Below are 19142 nucleotides of genomic sequence, written 5' to 3' on the forward strand. Positions count from 1 at the left end.
GTTGCGCCGGTTCCCCTCAGTCTCGCGAGGGGCGCGGGTTGGTGGGAAGGGCGTTGACGTCGCGACGAGGCCCGAGCGTGCTCGCCCTCGTCACGGCGCCGCGGCCGAAACGGGAACGCGCGTCGTCGAGGGCGGCATCCACTCGCCGCCACTCGGCGTCGTCGTCCCACAGCGCGAGCCCGCCCATCCCGTCCCCCGTCAGCTTCTCGCCGCGGACGCCGATGAGCCGGACGGGTTGGACGAGGTCGATCTTGCCGAAGAGCTCAAGGGCGACGTCGCCGATCCGCTGCCCGACGTTCGTGGGCTCGGGGACGCTCACCGACCGCGAGAGCGTCGTGAAGTCGGCGAACCGGACCTTTATGGCGATCGTCCGCGCCTCCCAGCCGCCCGCGCGGAGCCTCGCAGCGACCCTGTCAGCCAGGCGGCGGAACTCGCTTCGGAGCATCGCCGTGTCCGTGACATCCTCCAGGAAGGTCTCCTCGTGGCCGACGCTCTTCTCGGTGTGCTCTGTCTGCACCGACCGCGGGTCGTGGCCGCGGGCGAGCTGCGAGACGCGCGCGCCCATTGCGGGGCCGAGGGCTCGATCGAGGACGCTCCGCGGGGTGTTCAGGATGTCGGACACCATCCGGATGCCGCGGGCTTCCAAGGCCTCCGCGGCTTTGGGGCCGACTCCCCAGAGCGCGCCGACCGGCCGAGCGGCCAGGAACGCCTGCGTGTCCTGCTCGGCGACGATCAGCAGACCGTCCGGCTTCGACACCGTCGACGCGATCTTCGCGACGTGCTTCGTGGCCGCGACGCCGATGCTGCACGTCAGGCCGGTCTCCTCCAGCACGCGACGACGGACCATCCGGGCGATCTCGCCGGGACTCCCCCAGAGCCGGCGGGCACCGCTCACGTCGAGGAAGGCCTCATCGATGGAGAGCGGCTCTACGAGCGGCGTGATGTCGCGGAAGATCGTCATGACCTTCTTCGACAGCTCCGAATACCGCTCGAAACGCGGGACCACGACGATCGCCTGCGGGCACAGCTGCAGCGCTCGCCCGACCGACATGGCCGACCTCACCCCGAAACGGCGCGCCTCGTACGACGCGCTGGAGACGACGCCTCGCCCCTCCATCCCGCCCACGATGAGCGGTTTACCCGCCAGCGACGGGTCGTACAGGACCTCGACCGACGCGTAGAACGCGTCCATGTCGACGTGGAGGATGCGCGTGCCGGTGTCGTCGGCGCCGTCGAGCGAGACGATCCGTCCCGTCCCGTCACCGCGTCCCATACCCCCATTGTCGACGATGCCGCCGACACCGAGCCCGGATCGGGCATCGGCGCGGCGGCATCGACGATCGGAATCAGGCCTGTCCGGCGCGCTCCAGGATGAGCTCGCGGACGCGTGCAGCATCCGCCTGGCCCTTCATGGCCTTCATGACGGCACCGATGACGGCGCCGGCGGCCTGCACCTTGCCGTCCTGGATCTTCTCCAGGACGTCGGGCTGCGCGGCGAGGGCCTCGTCGATGGCGGCGATCAGCGCACCGTCATCCGAGACCACGGCGAGACCACGCGCGTCGACGACTTCCTGCGGGGTCCCCTCCCCCGCGATGACGCCCTCGAGAACCTGACGGGCGAGCTTATCGGTCAGCGTGCCGGCATCCACCAGCTTCTGCAGTTCGGCGACCGACTCGGGCGAGACCAGCGCGGCGGGCTCGGCGCCCTGCGCGTTGGCGACGCGGGTGACCTCGCCCGTCCACCACTTGCGGGCGGATGCCGGGGACGCACCTGCGGCGATCGTCGCCTCGACCTCGGCGAGCAGGCCGCCGTTGGCGACGTCCTGGAACTCGAGGTCGGTGAAGCCCCATTCGGTCTTCAACCGGCGGCGGTACAGCGAGGGAGCTTCGGGGAGCGCAGCGCGCAGCTCCTCGATCAGCTCCTCCGACGGCTCGACGGGAAGGAGGTCGGGCTCGGGGAAATAGCGGTAGTCGTCGGCATCCGACTTCGGTCGGCCGGGCGAGGTGCGTCCGGTGTCCTCGTGCCAGTGACGCGTCTCCTGCGTGATCGTCCCGCCACCGGCCAGGATGGCCGCCTGACGCTGGATCTCGTAGCGGACGGCCCGCTCGACCGAACGCATCGAATTGACGTTCTTCGTCTCGGTGCGCGTGCCGAGCTTCTCCTGGCCGCGGGGACGCAGCGAGACGTTCGCATCGCAGCGGAGGTTGCCGCGCTCCATGCGCGCCTCCGAGATCCCCAGCGAGCGGACGATGTCGCGGATCGCCGCGACGTAGGCCTTCGCGACCTCGGGGGCACGATGCTCGGTGCCGAAGATCGGCTTGGTGACGATCTCGACGAGCGGGACGCCGGCACGGTTGTAGTCGACCAGCGAGTACTCCGCGCCCTGGATGCGGCCGGTCGAGCCGCCCATGTGGGTCAGCTTGCCGGCATCCTCCTCCATGTGCGCACGCTCGATCGGGACGACGACCACGTCGCCGCCCTCGAGCTCGATCTCCACACTGCCCTCGAAGGCGATCGGCTCGTCGTACTGCGAGATCTGGTAGTTCTTGCCGAGGTCCGGGTAGAAGTAGTTCTTGCGCGCGAACCGGCTCGACGGCGCGATCGAGCAGCCGAGGGCGAGGCCCAGGCTGATCGAGTACCGGACGGCGGTCTCGTTGACCACGGGCAGCGAACCGGGCAGGCCCATGTCGACCGGGGCGACGAGCGTGTTGGGAGCCGCGTCGTGGTTCGACTCGTGCGCCGGGTTGGCCGCCGGCGAGAACATCTTGGTCTCGGTGTTGAGCTCGACGTGCACCTCGAAGCCGAGGACCGGCTCGAACATCTCGAGGGCCTTGTCGAAGTCCATCAGCGCATCCTTGGCCATCAGCGGGCTCCTCCGAGGATCGGGGCGCGGTCCAGCAGAGGACCGCCCCAGCTGTCGACGAGCAGGGCCTCGAGGGCCGCGCCGACGCGGTACAGACGTGCGTCCTCCCGGGCGGGAGCGACGAACTGGATGCCGACGGGCAGCCCGTCCTCTGCCGCGAGGCCCGAGGGGATCGAGATGCCGGGGACGCCGGCGAGGTTGACCGGGATGGTCGTCACGTCGTTGAGGTACATCTGGATCGGGTCATCGAGCTTCTCGCCGAGACGGAAAGCGGTCGTCGGCGCCGAGGGCGTCGCGATGACGTCGACCTGCGCGAACGCCTCGTCGAAGTCGCGCTGGATGAGGGTGCGGACCTTCTGGGCGCTGCCGTAGTAGGCGTCGTAGTAGCCGGCCGACAGGGCGTACGTGCCGAGGATGACGCGCCGCTTGACCTCGTCGCCGAAGCCCGCGTCGCGGGTCGCGGCCATGACGTCCTCGACCGTGCCGCCGGGCACGTTCACCCGCATGCCGAAGCGCACGGAGTCGAACTTGGCGAGGTTGCTGGAGGCCTCCGCGGGGAGGATCAGGTAGTACGCGGCGACCCCGTACTCGAAGTGGGGTGCGCTGACCTCGACGATCTCGGCGCCGGCGGCCTCCATCGCGGCGAGGGAGGCGCGGAACGACTCCGAGACGCCGGCCTGGAAGCCGGAGTCGTCGAGCTCACGGATGACGCCGACCTTCAGCCCCTTCAGGACCTCGCCGGTCGCGCCCTCGCGCGCCGCAGCGGCGAAGGACGGCCACGCGTCGGTGAGCGAGGTGGCGTCGTGTGGGTCGTGCCCGCCGATGACGTCGTGCAGGAGCGCCGAGTCGAGGACCGTCCGCGAGACGGGGCCGACCTGATCGAGGCTCGACGCGAGCGCGATGGCGCCGTAACGGCTGACGCCGCCGTACGTGGGCTTCATGCCGACGGTTCCCGTCACGTGGGCGGGCTGTCGGATCGATCCGCCGGTGTCGGAGCCGAGGGCGAGGGGCGCTTCGAACGCGGCGACGGCTGCAGCGGAGCCACCGCCTGAGCCGCCGGGGATGCGGTCGAGATCCCACGGGTTGTGCGTCGGGCCGTACGCGGAGTGCTCCGTCGAGGAGCCCATGGCGAACTCGTCCATGTTGGTCTTGCCGAGCGGTACGAGGCCGGCGGCGCGGGAGCGGGCCACCACGGTCGCGTCGTACGGCGACATGTACCCCTCGAGGATCTTCGATCCGCTGGTCGAGGGCATGTCGGTCGTCACGAGGACGTCTTTGATCGCGAGCGGGACGCCCGCCAGTTCGCCGAGCTCCTCACCCGCCGCACGGCGCCGGTCGATGTCCTGGGCGACCTCGACCGCGTGGTCCGAGACGTGGAGGAAGGCGTGAACGTCGCCGTCCACGGCGGCGATCCGGTCGAGGTGGGCCTGCGTGGCCTCGACGCTCGACAGTTCACCGGAACGGAGCTTCGCCGACAGGTCGGCCGCGGTCAGCTTCAGGATGTCGCTCACTGCTCCTCCCCCAGGATCGCGGTGACGCGGAAGCGGCCGTCGGCGGCATCCGGCGCGTTCTGCAGCACCTCGTCGACGGTCAGCATGTCGCCGGGGACATCGGGACGAAACACGTTGCTCAGCGGGATCGGGTGGCTCGTCGCGGCGACCTCGGGGGTGGCGACTTCCGACACCTTGGCGATGTTGTCGACGATCGCGTCGAGCTGGCCGGTGAGGCGTTCCACCTCCTCGTCGCTCAGCTGGATCCGGGCGAGCACGCCGAGATGGCGCACGAGATCGGGGGTGATTTCAGACACTCCCCCAGTCTAGTTCGGGCCACTCGCGGTCTGAGCGCTCACCCTAGGCTGAGGACGTGACCGATTCGATCTCCGCTGATCGCCCCTGGCTCTCGTCCTACGACACGGGCGTCCCCCTCGATCTCCCGCCCGTCACCGGGTCGCTCATGGATCTCCTCGATGATTCCGCGCGCGATTACCCCCAGGCGCCGGCGCTGCAGTTCTTCGGCAGAGAGACGACGTACGCCGCGTTGGCGGATGCCGTGGACCGAGCCGCCGCGGGGTTGCGTCGCCTCGGCGTGAACAAGGGCGACCGGGTCGCGATCGTCCTCCCCAACTGCCCGCAGCACATCGTCGCCTTCTATGCGGTGCTGCGCCTGGGCGCCGTCGTCGTCGAGCACAACCCGCTCTACACCCCGCGGGAGCTGCGGACGCAGTTCCAGGACCACGGCGCGCGCCACGCGATCGTGTGGAACAAGGTCGTCGCGACCGTTCAGGAGTTCCCCGCGGACCTCCACGTCGACGCCCTCGTGTCGGTCGACATCACGAAGGCACTCCCGTTGCACACGCGACTCGCCCTGCGGCTCCCCGTCGCAAAGGCCCGCGAATCCCGCGACGCGCTCACCGCGCCGGTACGCGGCACGCGCACGTGGGAGGACCTCATTCGCGAGGAGCCGCTCCCGGCATCCCACCCCCGTCCACAGACCGATGATCTCGCCGTCCTCCAATACACATCGGGGACGACCGGAACCCCGAAGGGAGCGATGCTCACGCACCGCAACCTCCTCGCCAACGCCCGCCAGAGTCAGGCGTTCATCCCGGCGGTGGTCCGCGGGGACGGATGCGTCTTCTACGCCGTCCTGCCGATGTTCCACGCCTACGGGCTCACGCTGTGCTTGACGTTCGCGATGTCGATGGGGGCGCGGCTCGTGCTCTTCCCCAAGTTCGACGCCGACATGGTGATCGACGCCATCAAGAAGCATCCGCCGACCGTCCTGCCGCTCGTCCCGCCGATCGCGGAGCGCTTGCTGGCGCGCGCCCGCGAGAAGGGTGCCTCGATCCGGGGGATCAAGATCGGCGTATCAGGGGCGATGGCTCTGTCCCCCGACCTGGTCGAACCGTTCGAAGACGCCACGGGCGGCTACCTCATCGAGGGATACGGTCTCAGCGAATGCTCCCCCGTCCTCATGGTGAACCCGCCGGCCGACAGTCGCAAAGCGGGGACGATCGGCATCCCGATCCCCGGGACCGACGCTCGCGTCGTCGATCCGGAGAACCCGGCGCGGGTCCTCGGCGTCGGCGAGCCCGGCGAGCTCGTGGTGCGCGGTCCGCAGGTCTTCTCGGGGTATTACGGCAAGCCGGAGGAGACCGAGAAGGTTCTCATCGACGGCTGGTTCCACACGGGCGACATCGTCGAGCGGGACGAGGACGGCTTCTTCCGCGTCGTCGACCGCCTCAAGGAGCTGATCGTCACGGGCGGGTTCAACGTGTCGCCGTCCGAGGTCGAGGCGACGCTCCGCCAACATCCTCAGGTCGCGGATGCCGCCGTCGTCGGACTCCCCGATCCGCACAGCGGGGAACAGGTCGTCGCTGCTGTCATCCCCGCGCCGGGCGTCACCGCGCTGGACGTCGACGACATCCGCGCCTTCGCCCGGACGCGATTGACGCCCTACAAGGTGCCGCGGCGCATCGAACCCGTCGACGACCTGCCCCGGTCGCTCATCGGAAAGGTCCTCCGCCGTCAGGTGCGTGACGCGCTGCTCGCGAAGAAGGGCTGACCCTCACTCCGCGGCGGGCGCGTCGCCCAATGCCCCAGGCCCTTCCGTGACGAGCAGATGGAACTGCGCGGCATCGATGATCCGGAGGCCGAGGGCTTCCGCCTTGGCGAGCTTCGACCCTGCTCCGGGCCCCGCTGCGACGAAGTCGGTCTTCTTCGACACGCTGGATGCCGCCTTGCCGCCGGCCTGCATGATCGCTTCCTGAGCGCCTTCACGCGTATAGCCCTCGAGGGAGCCCGTCGCGACGACAGTGATGCCGTCGAGGACACCGCCCGCGGCGGCAGCGGCACCGGGCCCGGGGTGACCCGGGATCGACAGGCGCGCCCCGGCTGCGACCCAACGGTCGACGATGTCGACGTGCCAGTCGACGGCGAACCAGTCCTGCAGCGCGTCCGCGATGATCCCGCCCACGCCGTCCACGGCGGCGAGCTCATCCCGCGACGCGGCACAGATCGCATCGAGCGAGCCGAAGTACTGCGCCAGCGCACGGGCGGCGACGGGGCCGACGTGCCGGATGTTGAGGGCGACGAGGAACCGCCACAGATCCTTCGTCTTCGCCTTCTCGAGTTCGTCGATGAGGGTGAGCGCCTGAGCCGACGGCTGGGGGCCGGTGAGGCCTTCCTTCTTCTCCGCTGCGCTGGGGTTTCGACGGAAGGGGGCGCGGCGGACGACGTCACCGGTCTTCTCGTCGACGCGCGCCTCGCCCGTCTCGGAGTCCCGGACGATGACCTCGATCGGGACGAGCCGCTCGACCGTCAGGTCGAACAGTCCCGCCTCGGTGTCGAGGGCGGGGTCCTGCGGCGGGAGCGGCTGCGTCAGGGCTGCCGCGGTGACCTCGCCGAGCGCCTCGATGTCGAGCGCACCGCGGGAGCCGATGTGCTCGACGCGGCCGCGGACCTGGGCGGGGCATCCGCGCGTGTTCGGGCAGCGCAGGTCGATGTCGCCCTCTTTCGCGGGGGCGAGGGTGGAGCCGCACTCAGGACACTCGGTCGGCATGACGAACGCCCGTTCGGTACCATCGCGCAGTTCCGCGACCGGCCCGAGCACCTCGGGGATGACGTCGCCCGCTTTCCGCAGCACGACCATGTCGCCGATCAGCACGCCCTTGGCCTTGACGACGTCCTGGTTGTGCAGGGTGGCCTGCCGCACCACGCTGCCGGCCACCAGGGCGGGCTCCATCTGCGCGTAGGGCGTGGCCCGGCCCGTGCGCCCCACCGACACGATGATGTCGACGAGCCGCGTCTGCACCTCTTCAGGCGGGTACTTGTAGGCGATCGCCCACCGCGGTGCGCGACTGGTCGTGCCGAGCTCGTCGTGGAGTGAGAGCTCGTCGACCTTGACGACGATCCCGTCGAGCTCGTGCGCGACGGAGTGCCGCTTCTCGCCGTACTCGGTGACGAAGCCGAGGACGCCGTCGACGTCGTCGAACGTGCGAGGGTACGGGCTCACGGGCAGACCCCAGGCCGCCAGCAGGTCGTACACCTCGCTCTGCGCAGCGACGGGAGGGTTCTGCCACGCGCCGATGCCGTGGACGTACATGCGCAGCGAGGCGAGCCGGGCTTCGCCTGCTTCGAGCTCGAGCCCGGACTTCTTGTCGAGCTGCTGCCGCAACCCGCCGCTGGCCGCATTGCGCGGGTTGGCGAAGGCGGGGAAACGACGCGCGGCGCTCTTCTGGGCCTTCTCCTCGTCGTAGCGCGGCCGCGCGGCGGCGTCGGCGATCACACGTTCCCGCAGGCGCGCCTGCAGGGCGTTCAGCTCCTCGAACGCCGCGACGGGGATGAAGACCTCACCCCTGACTTCGACGAGCGCGGGATGCCCCTTCCCCGACAACCGCTCGGGGATCCCGGCCACGCGCACGGCGTTGACCGTGACGTCCTCGCCGATGCGGCCGTCCCCGCGCGTCGCGGCAGAGGTCAGGACCCCGTCCTCGTATCGCAGCGAGATGGCGAGTCCGTCGATCTTGAGCTCGGTCAGCCACCGCACCGGGCGTCCCGCGGAAGCCTCGGCCTTCGTGCACCATTCCCGCAGCTCCTCCGGCGAGAACACGTTGTCGAGGCTCAGCATCCGCTCGGCGTGCTCGACGGGCGCGAACATGGACGACTCCGCGGCTCCGACCGTCTGCGTCGGCGAGTCCTGGCCCTGCAGTTCGGGGTGGGCACGTTCGATGGCCTCGAGCTCGTGCATCCACCCGTCGTAGGTCGCGTCGTCGACGAGACCGACGTCGCCGCCGTAGTACGCCTCGCGCGCACCGAGGATCTTCTCGGTGAGGCTCTCGGCGGCGGCGCGCGCCTCATCGAGGGTCAGTGCGGGGAGTTCTGCGTCAGCCACATCGACAGTGTAGGGAGGGCCGCCGACACTCCCGAGACAGTGTCGCTCTCGGGCAGGATGCGGTACGCGAAGGATCCCGTGTAGCGGAAGACCTCGCCGAGGAGCGGCATCCGGAGGCGTACGTCCACTCGCTGCCGGCCGCTGTCACCGGCTTCCGCGTCCTCCCGCACCTCGACGTGCGCCAGCGGCGGGAGCGGTACGCGCACGCCCCGGATCCGCCACGCGAGCGCCCGCGAACGCAGCACCATTCCGCCGTCCTGGACGCTCGGGCGCAGGCGCACCTCGAGGCCGCCGCGACGTCCGAGCCGTTCGACGATCTCCCCGCCGTCCGCGTGCATCGAGTCGCGCATGACGCGCACCACCCGCGGGAACGCGAACCAGCGGGCGCCGACCAGCCCCTCGCGACTCGGACGGTTCTCGACGACGAAGGGCACACGGCGGCCGCTTTCGGGGAACAGCATCTCGTGGTGGGCCGACCAGCGCAGCAGCGGCCACCCGAACGCCCCGAATCGGGAGCCGACGATGTCGTAGACGCCCTCGCCCACACCGACGTGACCCGGAGGGATCGGTCCGAAATAGCGTGCGAGCACGGGCGGCAGTTCCGCGAAAGCGTCGCCGAGGGCGGACTGGTAGACGGATGCCGGGGTTCCCCCGTCGGCCGTGGTCATGGTCGGAATCTACCCGTCGCGCCGACCGGTACGGTCGAGACATGCGCACCGATCGTCCCCGTGCCGTCGTCGCCGGAGCCGGCGGCTTCATCGGCGAGGCTCTCGTCGCCGCCCTCGTCGCCGACGGCTACGACGTCGTCCCCGTCGGCCGCACCTCCGCCGTGTCCTGGGACGACCCGGAGGCGCTTCACGCGGCGGTCGACGGCGCGGACCTCCTCGTGAACCTCGCCGGCAAGTCCGTCGACTGCCGCTACACCGATGCCAACCGGAACGCGATCCTGTCGTCCCGCGTCGAGACGACACGAGCGCTGCACGACGCGGTGGCGGCGGCATCCGTCCCGCCGCGGCTGTGGATCAACTCGTCGACGGCGACGATCTACCGGCACGCCACGGACCGGCCGAACACGGAATCCACCGGCGAACTCGGCGCCGGCTTCTCCGTCGACGTCGCGAAGGCGTGGGAGAAGGCCTTCTTCGCGGGAGACCTCCCCGCGACCCGGCGGGTGGCTCTCCGGCTCGCCATCGTGGTCGGTGACGGTCCCGCGACGCGCATGCTCCTCACCCTGGCCCGGACCGGTCTGGGCGGACCGCAGCACGACGGCCGGGTGCCGCCGCACCGTCGCTACCGCGGCATCGGCGACGATCCGACGGGCGACCGCCCGCCCTGGTACCGCACACGCGGCCGTCAGCGATTCAGCTGGGTGCACATCGACGACGTCCTCGACGCCGTCCGCTTCGTCGTCCGTCGGGACGACATCGCGGGAGTCCTGAACGTCGCGGTGCCCCAGGCATCCGACAACCGCTCGCTGATGCGATCGCTCCGCAGCGTCGTCGGGATGCCGGTGGGTGTTCCCTCGCTCCGCTGGATGCTGGAGCTCGCCATGTGGGCGCTGCGAACCGAGCCCGAGCTCATCCTCAAGAGCCGCTGGGTCATGCCCGAAAGGCTGCTCGATGCCGGATTCCGCTTCACGCACACCGACCTTCGTGCGGCGCTCGCCTCGGTCGAGTCGGAGCGGAAGCTCAGACGTGCTGCGGAACGGCGGACACGGTCCGGGAGATCGTGAACTGGCCGATGACCCGCGTCCCGTCGTAGAGGACTGCTGTCTGACCGGGCGCGACTCCGTCGAAGGGCTCCTCCGGGGCCACCGTCACCGTGCCGGCGTCGACCGTCGCACGGGCCGGGACCGGATCGGCGTGCGCGCGGATCTGCACGTGGCAGTCGAACGCACCGTCGGCGGGCGCCCGCCCCGCCCAGCTGTGCCGTTCCCCGGCGATCTCCGCCGTCGCGAGAGCCTCCTTGGGGCCCACCACGACGGTGTTCGAGACGGGACGCACCTCGAGGACGAAGCGCGGCTTGCCGTCCGCGGCCGGTACGCCGAGCTGCAGGCCGCGACGCTGACCGACGGTGAACGCATGCGCACCCTCGTGGCGACCCACGACGGCGCCGTCCCGGTCGAGCACGTCGCCCTGCTCGGCACCGACCTTCTCGGCCAGCCAGCCACGGGTGTCGCCGTCGGGGATGAAGCAGATGTCGTGGCTGTCGGGCTTCTGGGCGACGGTCAGACCGCGCTCGGCGGCCTCGGCGCGGACGACCGCCTTGGAGGGGGTCGTGCCGAGCGGGAAGTACGTGTGCGCGAGCTGGTCCGCCGTCAGCACGCCGAGGACATAGGACTGGTCCTTCGCCTCGTCCGACGCGCGATGCAGCTCGCGACCCTCGGGACCATCGACCAGGGTCGCGTAGTGCCCCGTGCAGACCGCGTCGAAGCCGAGCTCGAGCGCGCGCTCGAGAAGGGCGGCGAACTTGATCTTCTCGTTGCACCGCATGCACGGGTTGGGCGTGCGCCCGGCGCGGTACTCGTTCACGAAATCGTCGATCACATCGTCGCGGAAGCGCTCCGAGAAGTCCCACACGTAGAACGGAATGCCGAGCAGGTCAGCAGCGCGCCGCGCGTCGAGGGCGTCTTCGATCGTGCAGCACCCGCGGCTCCCGGTCCGGAGGGTGCCGCCCGCGCGTGACAGCGCGAGGTGGACGCCGACGACATCGTGTCCGGCGTCGACGGCCCGGGCCGCGGCCACCGCCGAATCGACCCCGCCGCTCATGGCTGCCAGTACGCGCATCATCCCAGTCTACGAGCGCGATGCCGCACGGGCGCTGGATGCCGCTGCCCGCCGATACGCATCCGGGAGCGCGTCGAGGAACGCGTCGACGTCCGCGCCGCTGCTGGAGCGGCCGAGCGTGATCCGGAGCACGGAGCGCGCCTCGCGGTCGCCGTAGCCCAGCGCCAGGACGACGTGGCTGGGCTCTGCGATGCCGGCCTGGCAGGCCGACCCGGTCGACACGTGAACGCCGGAATGATCAAGCAGGAACAGCAGGGTCTCCCCCAGCGCGTCCGGGAAGAGGACGTGCACATGCCCCGGCAGCCGGTGCTTCTCGGCGCCGAGCAGAGTGGCCTGCGGGATCGCGGCGCGGATGCCGGTCCCCAGGCGATCCGCCAGTGTGCGGAGCCGTCGGGCCTCCTCGTCCCGTTCCCTCGCCGTGAGTTCGAGCGCGACCGCGAGGGCGGCCGCCCCGGCGACATCCGGCGTCCCGGAACGCAGTCCGCGCTGCTGCCCGCCGCCGTGGAGGACGGCGCCCATCCGCGCGTACCGGGAGACGACGAGAGCGCCCGTTCCGACCGGCGCCCCGACCTTGTGACCGGCGATGCTCAGCGCGACGAGCCCGCCCGATTTCCGCCCGCTGCCCCGCAGATCGCCGAAGTCCAGCGCGACGTGCGCGATCGCGCCGACGGCATCGAGGTGGAGAGGCACGCCCGCGTCGGCCGACGCGGAAGCCATCGCGGCGACATCCGACACCGAGCCGACCTCGTTGTTGGCGACGAGTGCCGTGGCCACGGCGGCGCCGGGCAGGGCATCGACGAAGGCGCCGAGGTCGATGGCTCCGTCCGGCCGCAGACGCACGGACCGCACCTCCGCGCCCTGCGCGCCCGCGAGCCAGTCGACGGTGTCGAGCGTCGCGTGGTGCTCCCCGTCGGGCAGCACGATCGCCTGACGGTCCCGCTCCCGCGCCCACCACAGGCCTTTGACGCCCAGGTTCACGGATTCGGTCCCGCCCGACGTGAAGACGACCTCGATGGGGTCGCAGCCGAGGACGGCCGCCACGCGCTCACGCGCGTCTTCCAGAACCCGGCGCAACGCCTGACCGGCGCCGTGCACGGACGACGCGTTGCCTGTCAATTCCGTCGCCGCGAGCCACGCGTCGCGGGCCTCCGCCCGGAGCGGTGTGGACGCCGCATGGTCGAGGTAGACCATCCTCATCCTCCGCCCGCCGCAGTCGGTCATCGCCTGCTCACTACTGTAGAACTCATGATCTCCGCCCCGGCCGACCCGACGACCGCGGCATCCGAGTCCCCCATCCCGGGTCTGCTCTCGGACGCCTTCCACGACCTCGGCGTGCGCGTGCACGACGGCGTCGGCACACTGCGCGTATGGTCCGAGAACGCGAGCGCCGTCGAGGTGGTGGTCTTCGACGACGACGACCCTGACTGGATCGTCGACACCCTCCCCCTGTCGCCCGTCGGCGGCGGAGTGTGGGAGGCGACGACGCCCGGGCTCCGCGTCGGCGCGTCGTACAGCGTGCGCGTCGACGGCCCGCACGGCCCGGGGATGACCTTCAATCCCGCGACTCTGCTCATCGACCCGTACGCACGCGGACTCGCGAGCCCCGGCATCCATTCCTGGCGCTCCGTCGTCGTGGACGAGGGCTTCGACTGGGGCGGTGTGGCGAAGCCGCGCACGCCGATGGACCGGACCGTCGTCTACGAAGCCCACGTGAAGGGACTCACCAAGCGCCACCCGGGCGTCCCCGCGGCGCTCCACGGCACGTACGCCGGCATCGCGCACCCGGTCATGATCGAGCACTATCGGAGCCTCGGTGTCACCGCGATCGAACTCCTGCCGATCCATGCGTTCGCGAGCGAGCCGCGCCTGCTCCAGCTGGGGCTCACGAACTACTGGGGGTACAACTCGGTCGGCTTCTTCGCGCCGCACGCCCCGTACGCGACCGCCGCCGCGCAGGCGGAGGGGGCGAGCGCGGTCCTGCGCGAAGTGAAGGGGATGGTGAAGCTCCTCCACGAGGCCGGCATCGAGGTCATCCTGGACGTGGTCTACAACCACACCGCGGAGCAGGGCCTCGGCGAGCCCCGCTCGAGCTTCCGCGGCCTCGACAACCGCGCGTACTACCGGCAGTCCGATGACGGCAACTACATCGACGTGACCGGATGCGGGAACTCGGTGAACACGTCGACGGATGCCGCGGCCCGCCTCGTCCTCGATTCCCTCCGCTACTGGGCGAACGATGTGCAGATCGACGGGTTCCGCTTCGACCTCGCACCCACCCTCGGTCGGGATGCATCTCACACCTTCACCCCCGATCACCCCCTCCTGAGCGCCATCGCCCAGGATCCCGCCCTCCAGGGCGTGAAGCTCATCGCCGAACCCTGGGACGTCGGACTCGGCGGCTGGCAGACCGGCGCGTTCGGAGACGGCTGGGCCGAGTGGAATGACCGGTACCGCGACCGCGTCCGGAACTTCTGGCTGAGCGACATCGACTACGCCCGACGAGCGGCAGTCACCCCGGTCGGGATCGGGGGGTTCGCGACTCGTCTGGCCGGCTCCGCCAACACTTTCAGCGCGGAGCGCGGACCGCTCGCCGGGGTCAACTTCGTCACTGCGCACGACGGCTTCACGCTTCACGACCTGGTGTCCTACGACGTGAAGCGCAACGAGGCCAACGGCGAGCACGGACGAGACGGCGCGGGCACCAACCGGTCCTTCAACCACGGTTTCGAGGGACCGACCGACGACGACGGCGTGCTCGCGACGCGTCGCCGCGCCATGCGGAACCTCTTGGGGACGCTGCTCCTGTCCGCCGGGGTCCCGATGATCACGGCGGGTGACGAGATCGCCAGGTCGCAGCGGGGCAACAACAACGCGTACTGTCACGACTCTGCGCTCACCTGGTACGACTGGTCGCTCGAACGGTGGCAGGAGGACCTGCGCGCTCATGTCGCACTCCTGACCCGCATCCGCCGGGAGAACCCGGCACTGCGCCCCGGCCGATTCGCGCATGCCGACAGGACCGTCCCCGGCGCCTCGGTGATCGACTGGTACGACGAGACCGGGCAGACGATGTCGGTCGAGCAGTGGACGGACCCTTCCCATCGCACGCTCCAGTACGCCGCGCAGTCGACACCGGAGCACGAGGCGCCCAACCGGACACTCCTCATCGTGCACGGACGCGAGCACGGCGTCGAGGTCACGCTCCCCTCGCTCGACGGGGTGACGCGCTTCGTCCCGCTGTGGTCGAGCATCGAGGAGCGTCCGTGCGCGGAAGCGCCCGTGCGCGGCCCGGGAGAGACCTTCACCGCCGAGGGGACGTCAATGTACCTGTTCCGAGCCGAGTGATCCAGGCCCGTTTCCGGGTCGGCTCCACGACGGTAGGTTCGGAGCGTGGCCTCACAGATCTCCCCCGCTTCCGTCCGCAGCTCCGCAGAGATCCCGCTTCGCCCGGCGAAGGCGACGCGAAAGGATGCCGGCGTCCGCAACGGCCGCATCCCGATCGCTTCTCATCGTCCCAGCGTTCCCGGTGGCCGTTTCGCGCCGTCGGCGTTCGTCGGCGAAGCCGTTCCGTTCACCGTCGCGGCCTTCCGTGAAGGGCACGACCGGATCGGCGTCCACCTTCGTCTCACCTCGCCCTCGGGTGTCTCGACGCTGCACCGGCTGCGGCCGCTCGAGGACGGCTTCGACACCTGGCAGGTGAGCGTCGCGCTCCTGGAGCAGGGCACGTGGAAGTTCCGTTTCGAGACCTTCGGCGACGACTACGCGACGTGGCGTCACGCCGCGGAACTGAAGATCGCCGCAGGCGTCGATCCGATCCTCATGCGAGAGATGGGTGCGCGCCTGTTCGACGGCGCCGCCGCGGAGAAGACCCGTCCCGCCGACGAGCGAGCCGCGCTCACCACGGCCGCTCATACCCTGCGGGACGAGAGCGTTGACGACGACGCCGCGCTCGTCGTCGTCCGCGACCCCGGCCTCGCGCGGGCTTTCGCCGACCGACCCGCGGTCTCCCTCCACACGTTGCACGAGGAGAACATCCTCCTGGTCGAGCGCGAGCGGGCCGGTGTCGGCGCTTGGTACGAATTCTTCCCGCGCTCCGAGGGCGCGGAGCGGATGCCGGACGGCACCGTGCGCAGCGGCACCTTCCGGACGGCGACCAAGCGCCTCCCCGCCGTCGCGGCGATGGGCTTCGACGTCCTCTACCTCCCCCCGATCCACCCGATCGGAGAGGTGAACCGCAAGGGACCCAACAACACGCTGGACGCAGGACCCGGCGACCCCGGCTCCCCGTGGGCCATCGGTTCCGCCGCGGGCGGGCACGACGCCGTCCACCCCGACCTGGGCACGCTCGAGGACTTCCGCGCGTTCGTCGACGCGGCCGCCGAGCAGGGACTCGAGATCGCGCTCGATCTCGCGCTGCAGGCAGCCCCCGATCACCCCTGGGTCACCGAGCACCCCGAGTGGTTCACGACCCTCCCGGACGGCTCGATCGCGTTCGCGGAGAACCCGCCGAAGAAGTACCAGGACATCTACCCCGTCAACTTCGACAACGACCCCGTGGGCATCCGCACCGAGGTCCTCCGCATAGTGCAGCACTGGATCCGGCAGGGCGTGAAGATCTTCCGGGTCGACAATCCGCACACGAAGCCGCTGCAGTTCTGGGAGTGGCTCATCCGCACGGTGAACGCGGAGCACCCCGACGTGGTCTTCCTCGCAGAGGCCTTCACCCGCCCGATGCCGATGCGCGCGCTCGCGCAGAGCGGCTTCCAGCAGAGCTACTCGTACTTCACCTGGCGCAACACGAAGACCGAGATCGAGGAATTCTTCGCATCGATCTCCGACGAGACCGCGGACTTCATGCGCCCGAACCTCTTCGTCAACACGCCCGACATCCTCACCGAGTACCTCCAGTTCGGCGGACGGCCGGCGTATCGCATCCGCGCCGCGCTCGCCGCGACCGCGGGTGGGAGCTACGGCGTCTACGCCGGCTACGAGCTCTACGAGAACGTCGCACGCCCGGGCTCCGAGGAGAACATCGACAACGAGAAGTACGAGTACAAGTTCCGCGACTGGGAGGCCGCCGAAGCGGCCGGCGACTCGCTCGCGCCGTACCTGCGCCGGCTCAGCGAGATCCGACGCGCGCACCCCGCGCTTCGGCAGCTCCGCGGGCTCCACCTCCTCGGCTCCGACGACGACGCGATCGTCGCCTACGCCAAGCACCTCCCGGCCGCCCTCTCGCCGACCGGCGAATCCGACACGATCATCGTCGTCGCCAACGTCGACCCCCACTCGGCCCGCGAGACGACGGTCCACGTCGACTCGGAGCTCTGGGGCCTCCCCCGCGGACACGACTATGACGTCGAGGACCTCGTCACCGGAGCCCGGTGGACCTGGAACGAACACAACTACGTCCGCCTCGACGCGTTCGCCGAACCCGTCCACATCCTCCACGTGAAGGCACGCTCATGACCCGTCCCGACGACTCGACTCTGGATGCCGTCGGTGCCGGCTCCTACCATGCCCCCCACGACGTGCTCGGCCCCCACCAGGACGGCGAGGGTTGGGTGGTCCGTGCCCGCCGTCCGTTCGCTCAGACGGTGACCGCCGTGCTGTCCGACGGTGCCCGGGTCGAGCTTCAGCACGTCCGCGCGGGTGTCTGGGAGGGCGAGGCGGCGGTCCAGCCCACCGCTTACGACATCGTCGCCACCTACGAGGGCGCGCCTGACTACCGGGTCGATGACCCCTACCGCCATCTGCCGACGGTCGGGGAAGTGGACCTCCACCTGATCCGTGAAGGACGACACGAGCAGCTCTGGAAGGTGCTCGGTGCGCACGTGCGCCACTACGACGCGCTGAGCGGCGTGTCCTTCGCCGTCTGGGCTCCGAACGCCCGGGCCGTCCGCGTCGTCGGCGACCTCAACGGCTGGGACGGCACTCAGCACGCCATGCGTTCCCTGGGCTCCACCGGCGTCTGGGAGCTGTTCGTCCCCGGCATCGGCGTGGGATCCGCGTACAAGTTCGAGATCCTGACCGCCGACGGGCAGTGGGTCATGAAGGCCGACCCGATGGCGCGTCGCGCAGAAGTGCCGCCCGCGACGGCATCCGTCGTCACCGACAGCGAGTACACCTGGTCGGACGACGCGTGGCTCGCCGACCGCGCGAGCGGATCGGTGCACGACCGGCCGATGTCGACGTACGAGCTCCACCTGGGCTCGTGGCGTCCGGGACTCGGCTATCGCGAGGCCGCCGACGAACTCGTCGACTACGTCGGCGGACAGGGCTTCACCCACATCGAGTTCCTGCCCCTCGCCGAGCACCCCTTCGGCGGCTCGTGGGGGTACCAGGTCACCGGGTACTACGCGCCGACGAGCCGCTTCGGCACGCCCGACGAGCTCCGGTACCTCATCGACCGTCTTCACCAGGCGGGCATCGGCGTCATCATGGACTGGGTCCCGGGTCACTTCCCGAAAGATGCCTTCGCCCTCGCCCGCTTCGACGGCGCGCCCCTCTACGAGCACCCCGACCCGCGGCGAGGCGAGCACCGGGACTGGGGCACGTACATCTTCGACTACGGCCGCAACGAGGTGCGGAACTTCCTCGTCGCGAACGCGCTGTACTGGTTCGAGGAGTTCCACGTCGATGGACTCCGTGTCGACGCCGTGGCGTCCATGCTCTACCTGGACTACTCGCGCGAAGAGGGCCAGTGGGAGCCGAACATCCACGGCGGCCGCGAGAACCTCGAAGCGATCCGCTTCCTGCAGGAAGTCAACGCCACCGCCTACAAGCGCTACCCGGGTATCGCGATGATCGCCGAGGAGTCGACGAGCTTCCCCGGCGTCACCGCGCCGACGAGCCAGGGCGGGCTCGGCTTCGGCTTCAAATGGAACATGGGCTGGATGAACGACTCGCTCGTCTACATCGGCCGCGACCCGCTGTACCGTGCGCACCACGAGGGCGAGCTCTCGTTCTCGTTCGTCTACGCCTTCAGCGAGAACTTCGTCCTGCCGATCAGCCACGATGAGGTCGTGCACGGCAAGGGTTCGCTGTTCACCCGCATGCCGGGCGACCACTGGCAGCAGCTCGCCAACATGCGCGCGTTCCTCGCGTACATGTGGGGCCACCCGGGCAAGCAGCTCCTGTTCATGGGCCAGGAGTTCGGGCAGATGTCGGAGTGGTCCGAAGGTCGCGGCCTGGACTGGTGGATGCTGGATCAGCCGGCGCACCAGCAGCTGCAGCACTTCGTCTCCGCCCTCAACCACACGTACCGCGCAGAGTCCCCCCTGTGGGCGCGCGACAGCGACGGATCGGCGTTCAGCCGAGTGTGGCCGCACTCCCCCGACAGCAACGTCCTCGGGTTCGCGCGACGCGACCACGACGGTGGGACCGTCGTCGTCCTCTGCAACTTCGCCGGCTCACCGCGTCACGACGTGCGCCTCACGCTCCCCGAGACCGGTGCGTGGGCGGAGGTCCTCAACTCTGACGCGCAGGAGTTCGGCGGGTCCGGTGTCGGCAACTTCGGCGGCGTGACGACGGATGCCGACGGCACCGCCCAGGTGACGCTGCCGCCGCTCGGTGTGCTCTGGCTCCGTCACGAGGGGTGATC

Annotated in this window: 13 protein-coding genes; 5 read left to right on the forward strand and 8 right to left on the reverse strand. The window is 70.2% G+C overall.

Annotation, left to right across the window (positions count from 1 at the left end; translation table 11 throughout):
• Positions 1 to 16: 16 nt before the first annotated feature.
• From dinB to gatC, 4 genes are all read right to left on the reverse strand, one after another.
• The gene (dinB, locus tag BLP38_RS05045) at positions 17 to 1273 is read right to left on the reverse strand and encodes a DNA polymerase IV (RefSeq protein WP_091353836.1); all 1257 of its coding nucleotides are present in this window, start codon (positions 1271 to 1273) and stop codon (positions 17 to 19) included.
• 73 nt (positions 1274 to 1346) lie between these two features.
• Positions 1347 to 2864, reverse strand: coding sequence for an Asp-tRNA(Asn)/Glu-tRNA(Gln) amidotransferase subunit GatB (gene gatB / locus BLP38_RS05050; RefSeq protein ID WP_091353838.1), 1518 nt, complete (start codon positions 2862 to 2864; stop codon positions 1347 to 1349).
• Positions 2864 to 4375 (reverse strand): Asp-tRNA(Asn)/Glu-tRNA(Gln) amidotransferase subunit GatA, encoded by a 1512-nt coding sequence (gene gatA / locus BLP38_RS05055; RefSeq protein WP_091353841.1) that lies wholly within the window; start codon positions 4373 to 4375, stop codon positions 2864 to 2866. Before gatA ends, gatB begins: the two co-directional genes overlap by 1 nt.
• On the reverse strand, positions 4372 to 4671 hold the full coding sequence (gatC, locus tag BLP38_RS05060) for an Asp-tRNA(Asn)/Glu-tRNA(Gln) amidotransferase subunit GatC (RefSeq protein WP_091353844.1): 300 nt from the start codon (positions 4669 to 4671) through the stop codon (positions 4372 to 4374). Before gatC ends, gatA begins: the two co-directional genes overlap by 4 nt.
• 56 nt (positions 4672 to 4727) lie before the next feature.
• Between gatC and BLP38_RS05065 the strand changes: the two genes are divergently transcribed.
• Complete coding sequence (locus BLP38_RS05065; protein ID WP_091353849.1) at positions 4728 to 6428, forward strand: long-chain-fatty-acid--CoA ligase; 1701 nt, start codon at positions 4728 to 4730, stop codon at positions 6426 to 6428.
• A 3-nt stretch (positions 6429 to 6431) separates the two neighbouring features.
• Here the strand turns inward: BLP38_RS05065 and ligA are convergent, their stop codons facing one another.
• Together ligA and BLP38_RS05075 are read right to left on the reverse strand one after the other, a co-directional pair.
• Positions 6432 to 8756 carry an NAD-dependent DNA ligase LigA gene (ligA, locus tag BLP38_RS05070; RefSeq protein WP_091353852.1) on the reverse strand — a complete coding sequence of 775 codons (2325 nt, stop codon included), beginning with the start codon at positions 8754 to 8756 and terminating at the stop codon, positions 6432 to 6434.
• Positions 8729 to 9424, reverse strand: coding sequence for a DUF4166 domain-containing protein (locus BLP38_RS05075; RefSeq protein ID WP_091353856.1), 696 nt, complete (start codon positions 9422 to 9424; stop codon positions 8729 to 8731). The genes ligA and BLP38_RS05075 overlap by 28 nt, the downstream gene beginning before the upstream one ends.
• A 41-nt stretch (positions 9425 to 9465) precedes the next feature.
• On the opposite strand from BLP38_RS05075, the gene BLP38_RS05080 reads away from it, so the two are divergent.
• Positions 9466 to 10488, forward strand: coding sequence for an epimerase (locus BLP38_RS05080; RefSeq protein ID WP_091353860.1), 1023 nt, complete (start codon positions 9466 to 9468; stop codon positions 10486 to 10488).
• Here the strand turns inward: BLP38_RS05080 and mnmA are convergent.
• Together mnmA and BLP38_RS05090 are read right to left on the reverse strand one after the other, a co-directional pair.
• The gene (mnmA, locus tag BLP38_RS05085; protein ID WP_091359561.1) at positions 10445 to 11542 is read right to left on the reverse strand and encodes a tRNA 2-thiouridine(34) synthase MnmA; all 1098 of its coding nucleotides are present in this window, start codon (positions 11540 to 11542) and stop codon (positions 10445 to 10447) included. The genes BLP38_RS05080 and mnmA overlap by 44 nt on opposite strands.
• Positions 11543 to 11551: 9 nt before the next feature.
• Positions 11552 to 12733: a cysteine desulfurase family protein gene (locus tag BLP38_RS05090; protein WP_091353865.1), complete on the reverse strand. Its 1182-nt coding sequence runs from the start codon at positions 12731 to 12733 to the stop codon at positions 11552 to 11554.
• A gap of 54 nt (positions 12734 to 12787) precedes the next feature.
• On the opposite strand from BLP38_RS05090, the gene glgX reads away from it, so the two are divergent.
• The 3 genes from glgX to glgB are packed head-to-tail and all read left to right on the forward strand — an operon-like array spanning position 12788 to position 19140.
• On the forward strand, positions 12788 to 14887 hold the full coding sequence (gene glgX, locus BLP38_RS05095; protein WP_091353869.1) for a glycogen debranching protein GlgX: 2100 nt from the start codon (positions 12788 to 12790) through the stop codon (positions 14885 to 14887).
• Positions 14888 to 14932: 45 nt separating this feature from the next.
• A complete protein-coding gene (locus BLP38_RS05100) occupies positions 14933 to 17008 on the forward strand; it encodes an alpha-1,4-glucan--maltose-1-phosphate maltosyltransferase (protein ID WP_091353872.1) in 2076 nt (691 codons plus the stop codon).
• Positions 17005 to 19140, forward strand: a complete 2136-nt coding sequence (gene glgB / locus BLP38_RS05105; RefSeq protein ID WP_091353875.1) for a 1,4-alpha-glucan branching protein GlgB — start codon at positions 17005 to 17007, stop codon at positions 19138 to 19140. Before BLP38_RS05100 ends, glgB begins: the two co-directional genes overlap by 4 nt.
• The last annotated feature ends 2 nt before the right edge of the window (positions 19141 to 19142 follow it).

This window comes from Microbacterium sp. LKL04, from assembly GCF_900102005.1.
Classification (GTDB): domain Bacteria; phylum Actinomycetota; class Actinomycetes; order Actinomycetales; family Microbacteriaceae; genus Microbacterium.

Excerpts from the sequence above, each read along its gene's own strand:
- BLP38_RS05090 (WP_091353865.1), bottom strand. The coding sequence starts at position 12,733 with ATGGTCTACCTCGACCATGCGGCGTCCACACCGCTCCGGGCGGAGGCC.
- mnmA (WP_091359561.1), bottom strand. The coding sequence starts at position 11,542 with ATGCGCGTACTGGCAGCCATGAGCGGCGGGGTCGATTCGGCGGTGGCC.
- glgB (WP_091353875.1), top strand. The coding sequence starts at position 17,005 with ATGACCCGTCCCGACGACTCGACTCTGGATGCCGTCGGTGCCGGCTCC.
- gatB (WP_091353838.1), bottom strand. The coding sequence starts at position 2,864 with ATGGCCAAGGATGCGCTGATGGACTTCGACAAGGCCCTCGAGATGTTC.
- BLP38_RS05080 (WP_091353860.1), top strand. The coding sequence starts at position 9,466 with ATGCGCACCGATCGTCCCCGTGCCGTCGTCGCCGGAGCCGGCGGCTTC.
- glgX (WP_091353869.1), top strand. The coding sequence starts at position 12,788 with ATGATCTCCGCCCCGGCCGACCCGACGACCGCGGCATCCGAGTCCCCC.
- BLP38_RS05075 (WP_091353856.1), bottom strand. The coding sequence starts at position 9,424 with ATGACCACGGCCGACGGGGGAACCCCGGCATCCGTCTACCAGTCCGCC.
- dinB (WP_091353836.1), bottom strand. The coding sequence starts at position 1,273 with ATGGGACGCGGTGACGGGACGGGACGGATCGTCTCGCTCGACGGCGCC.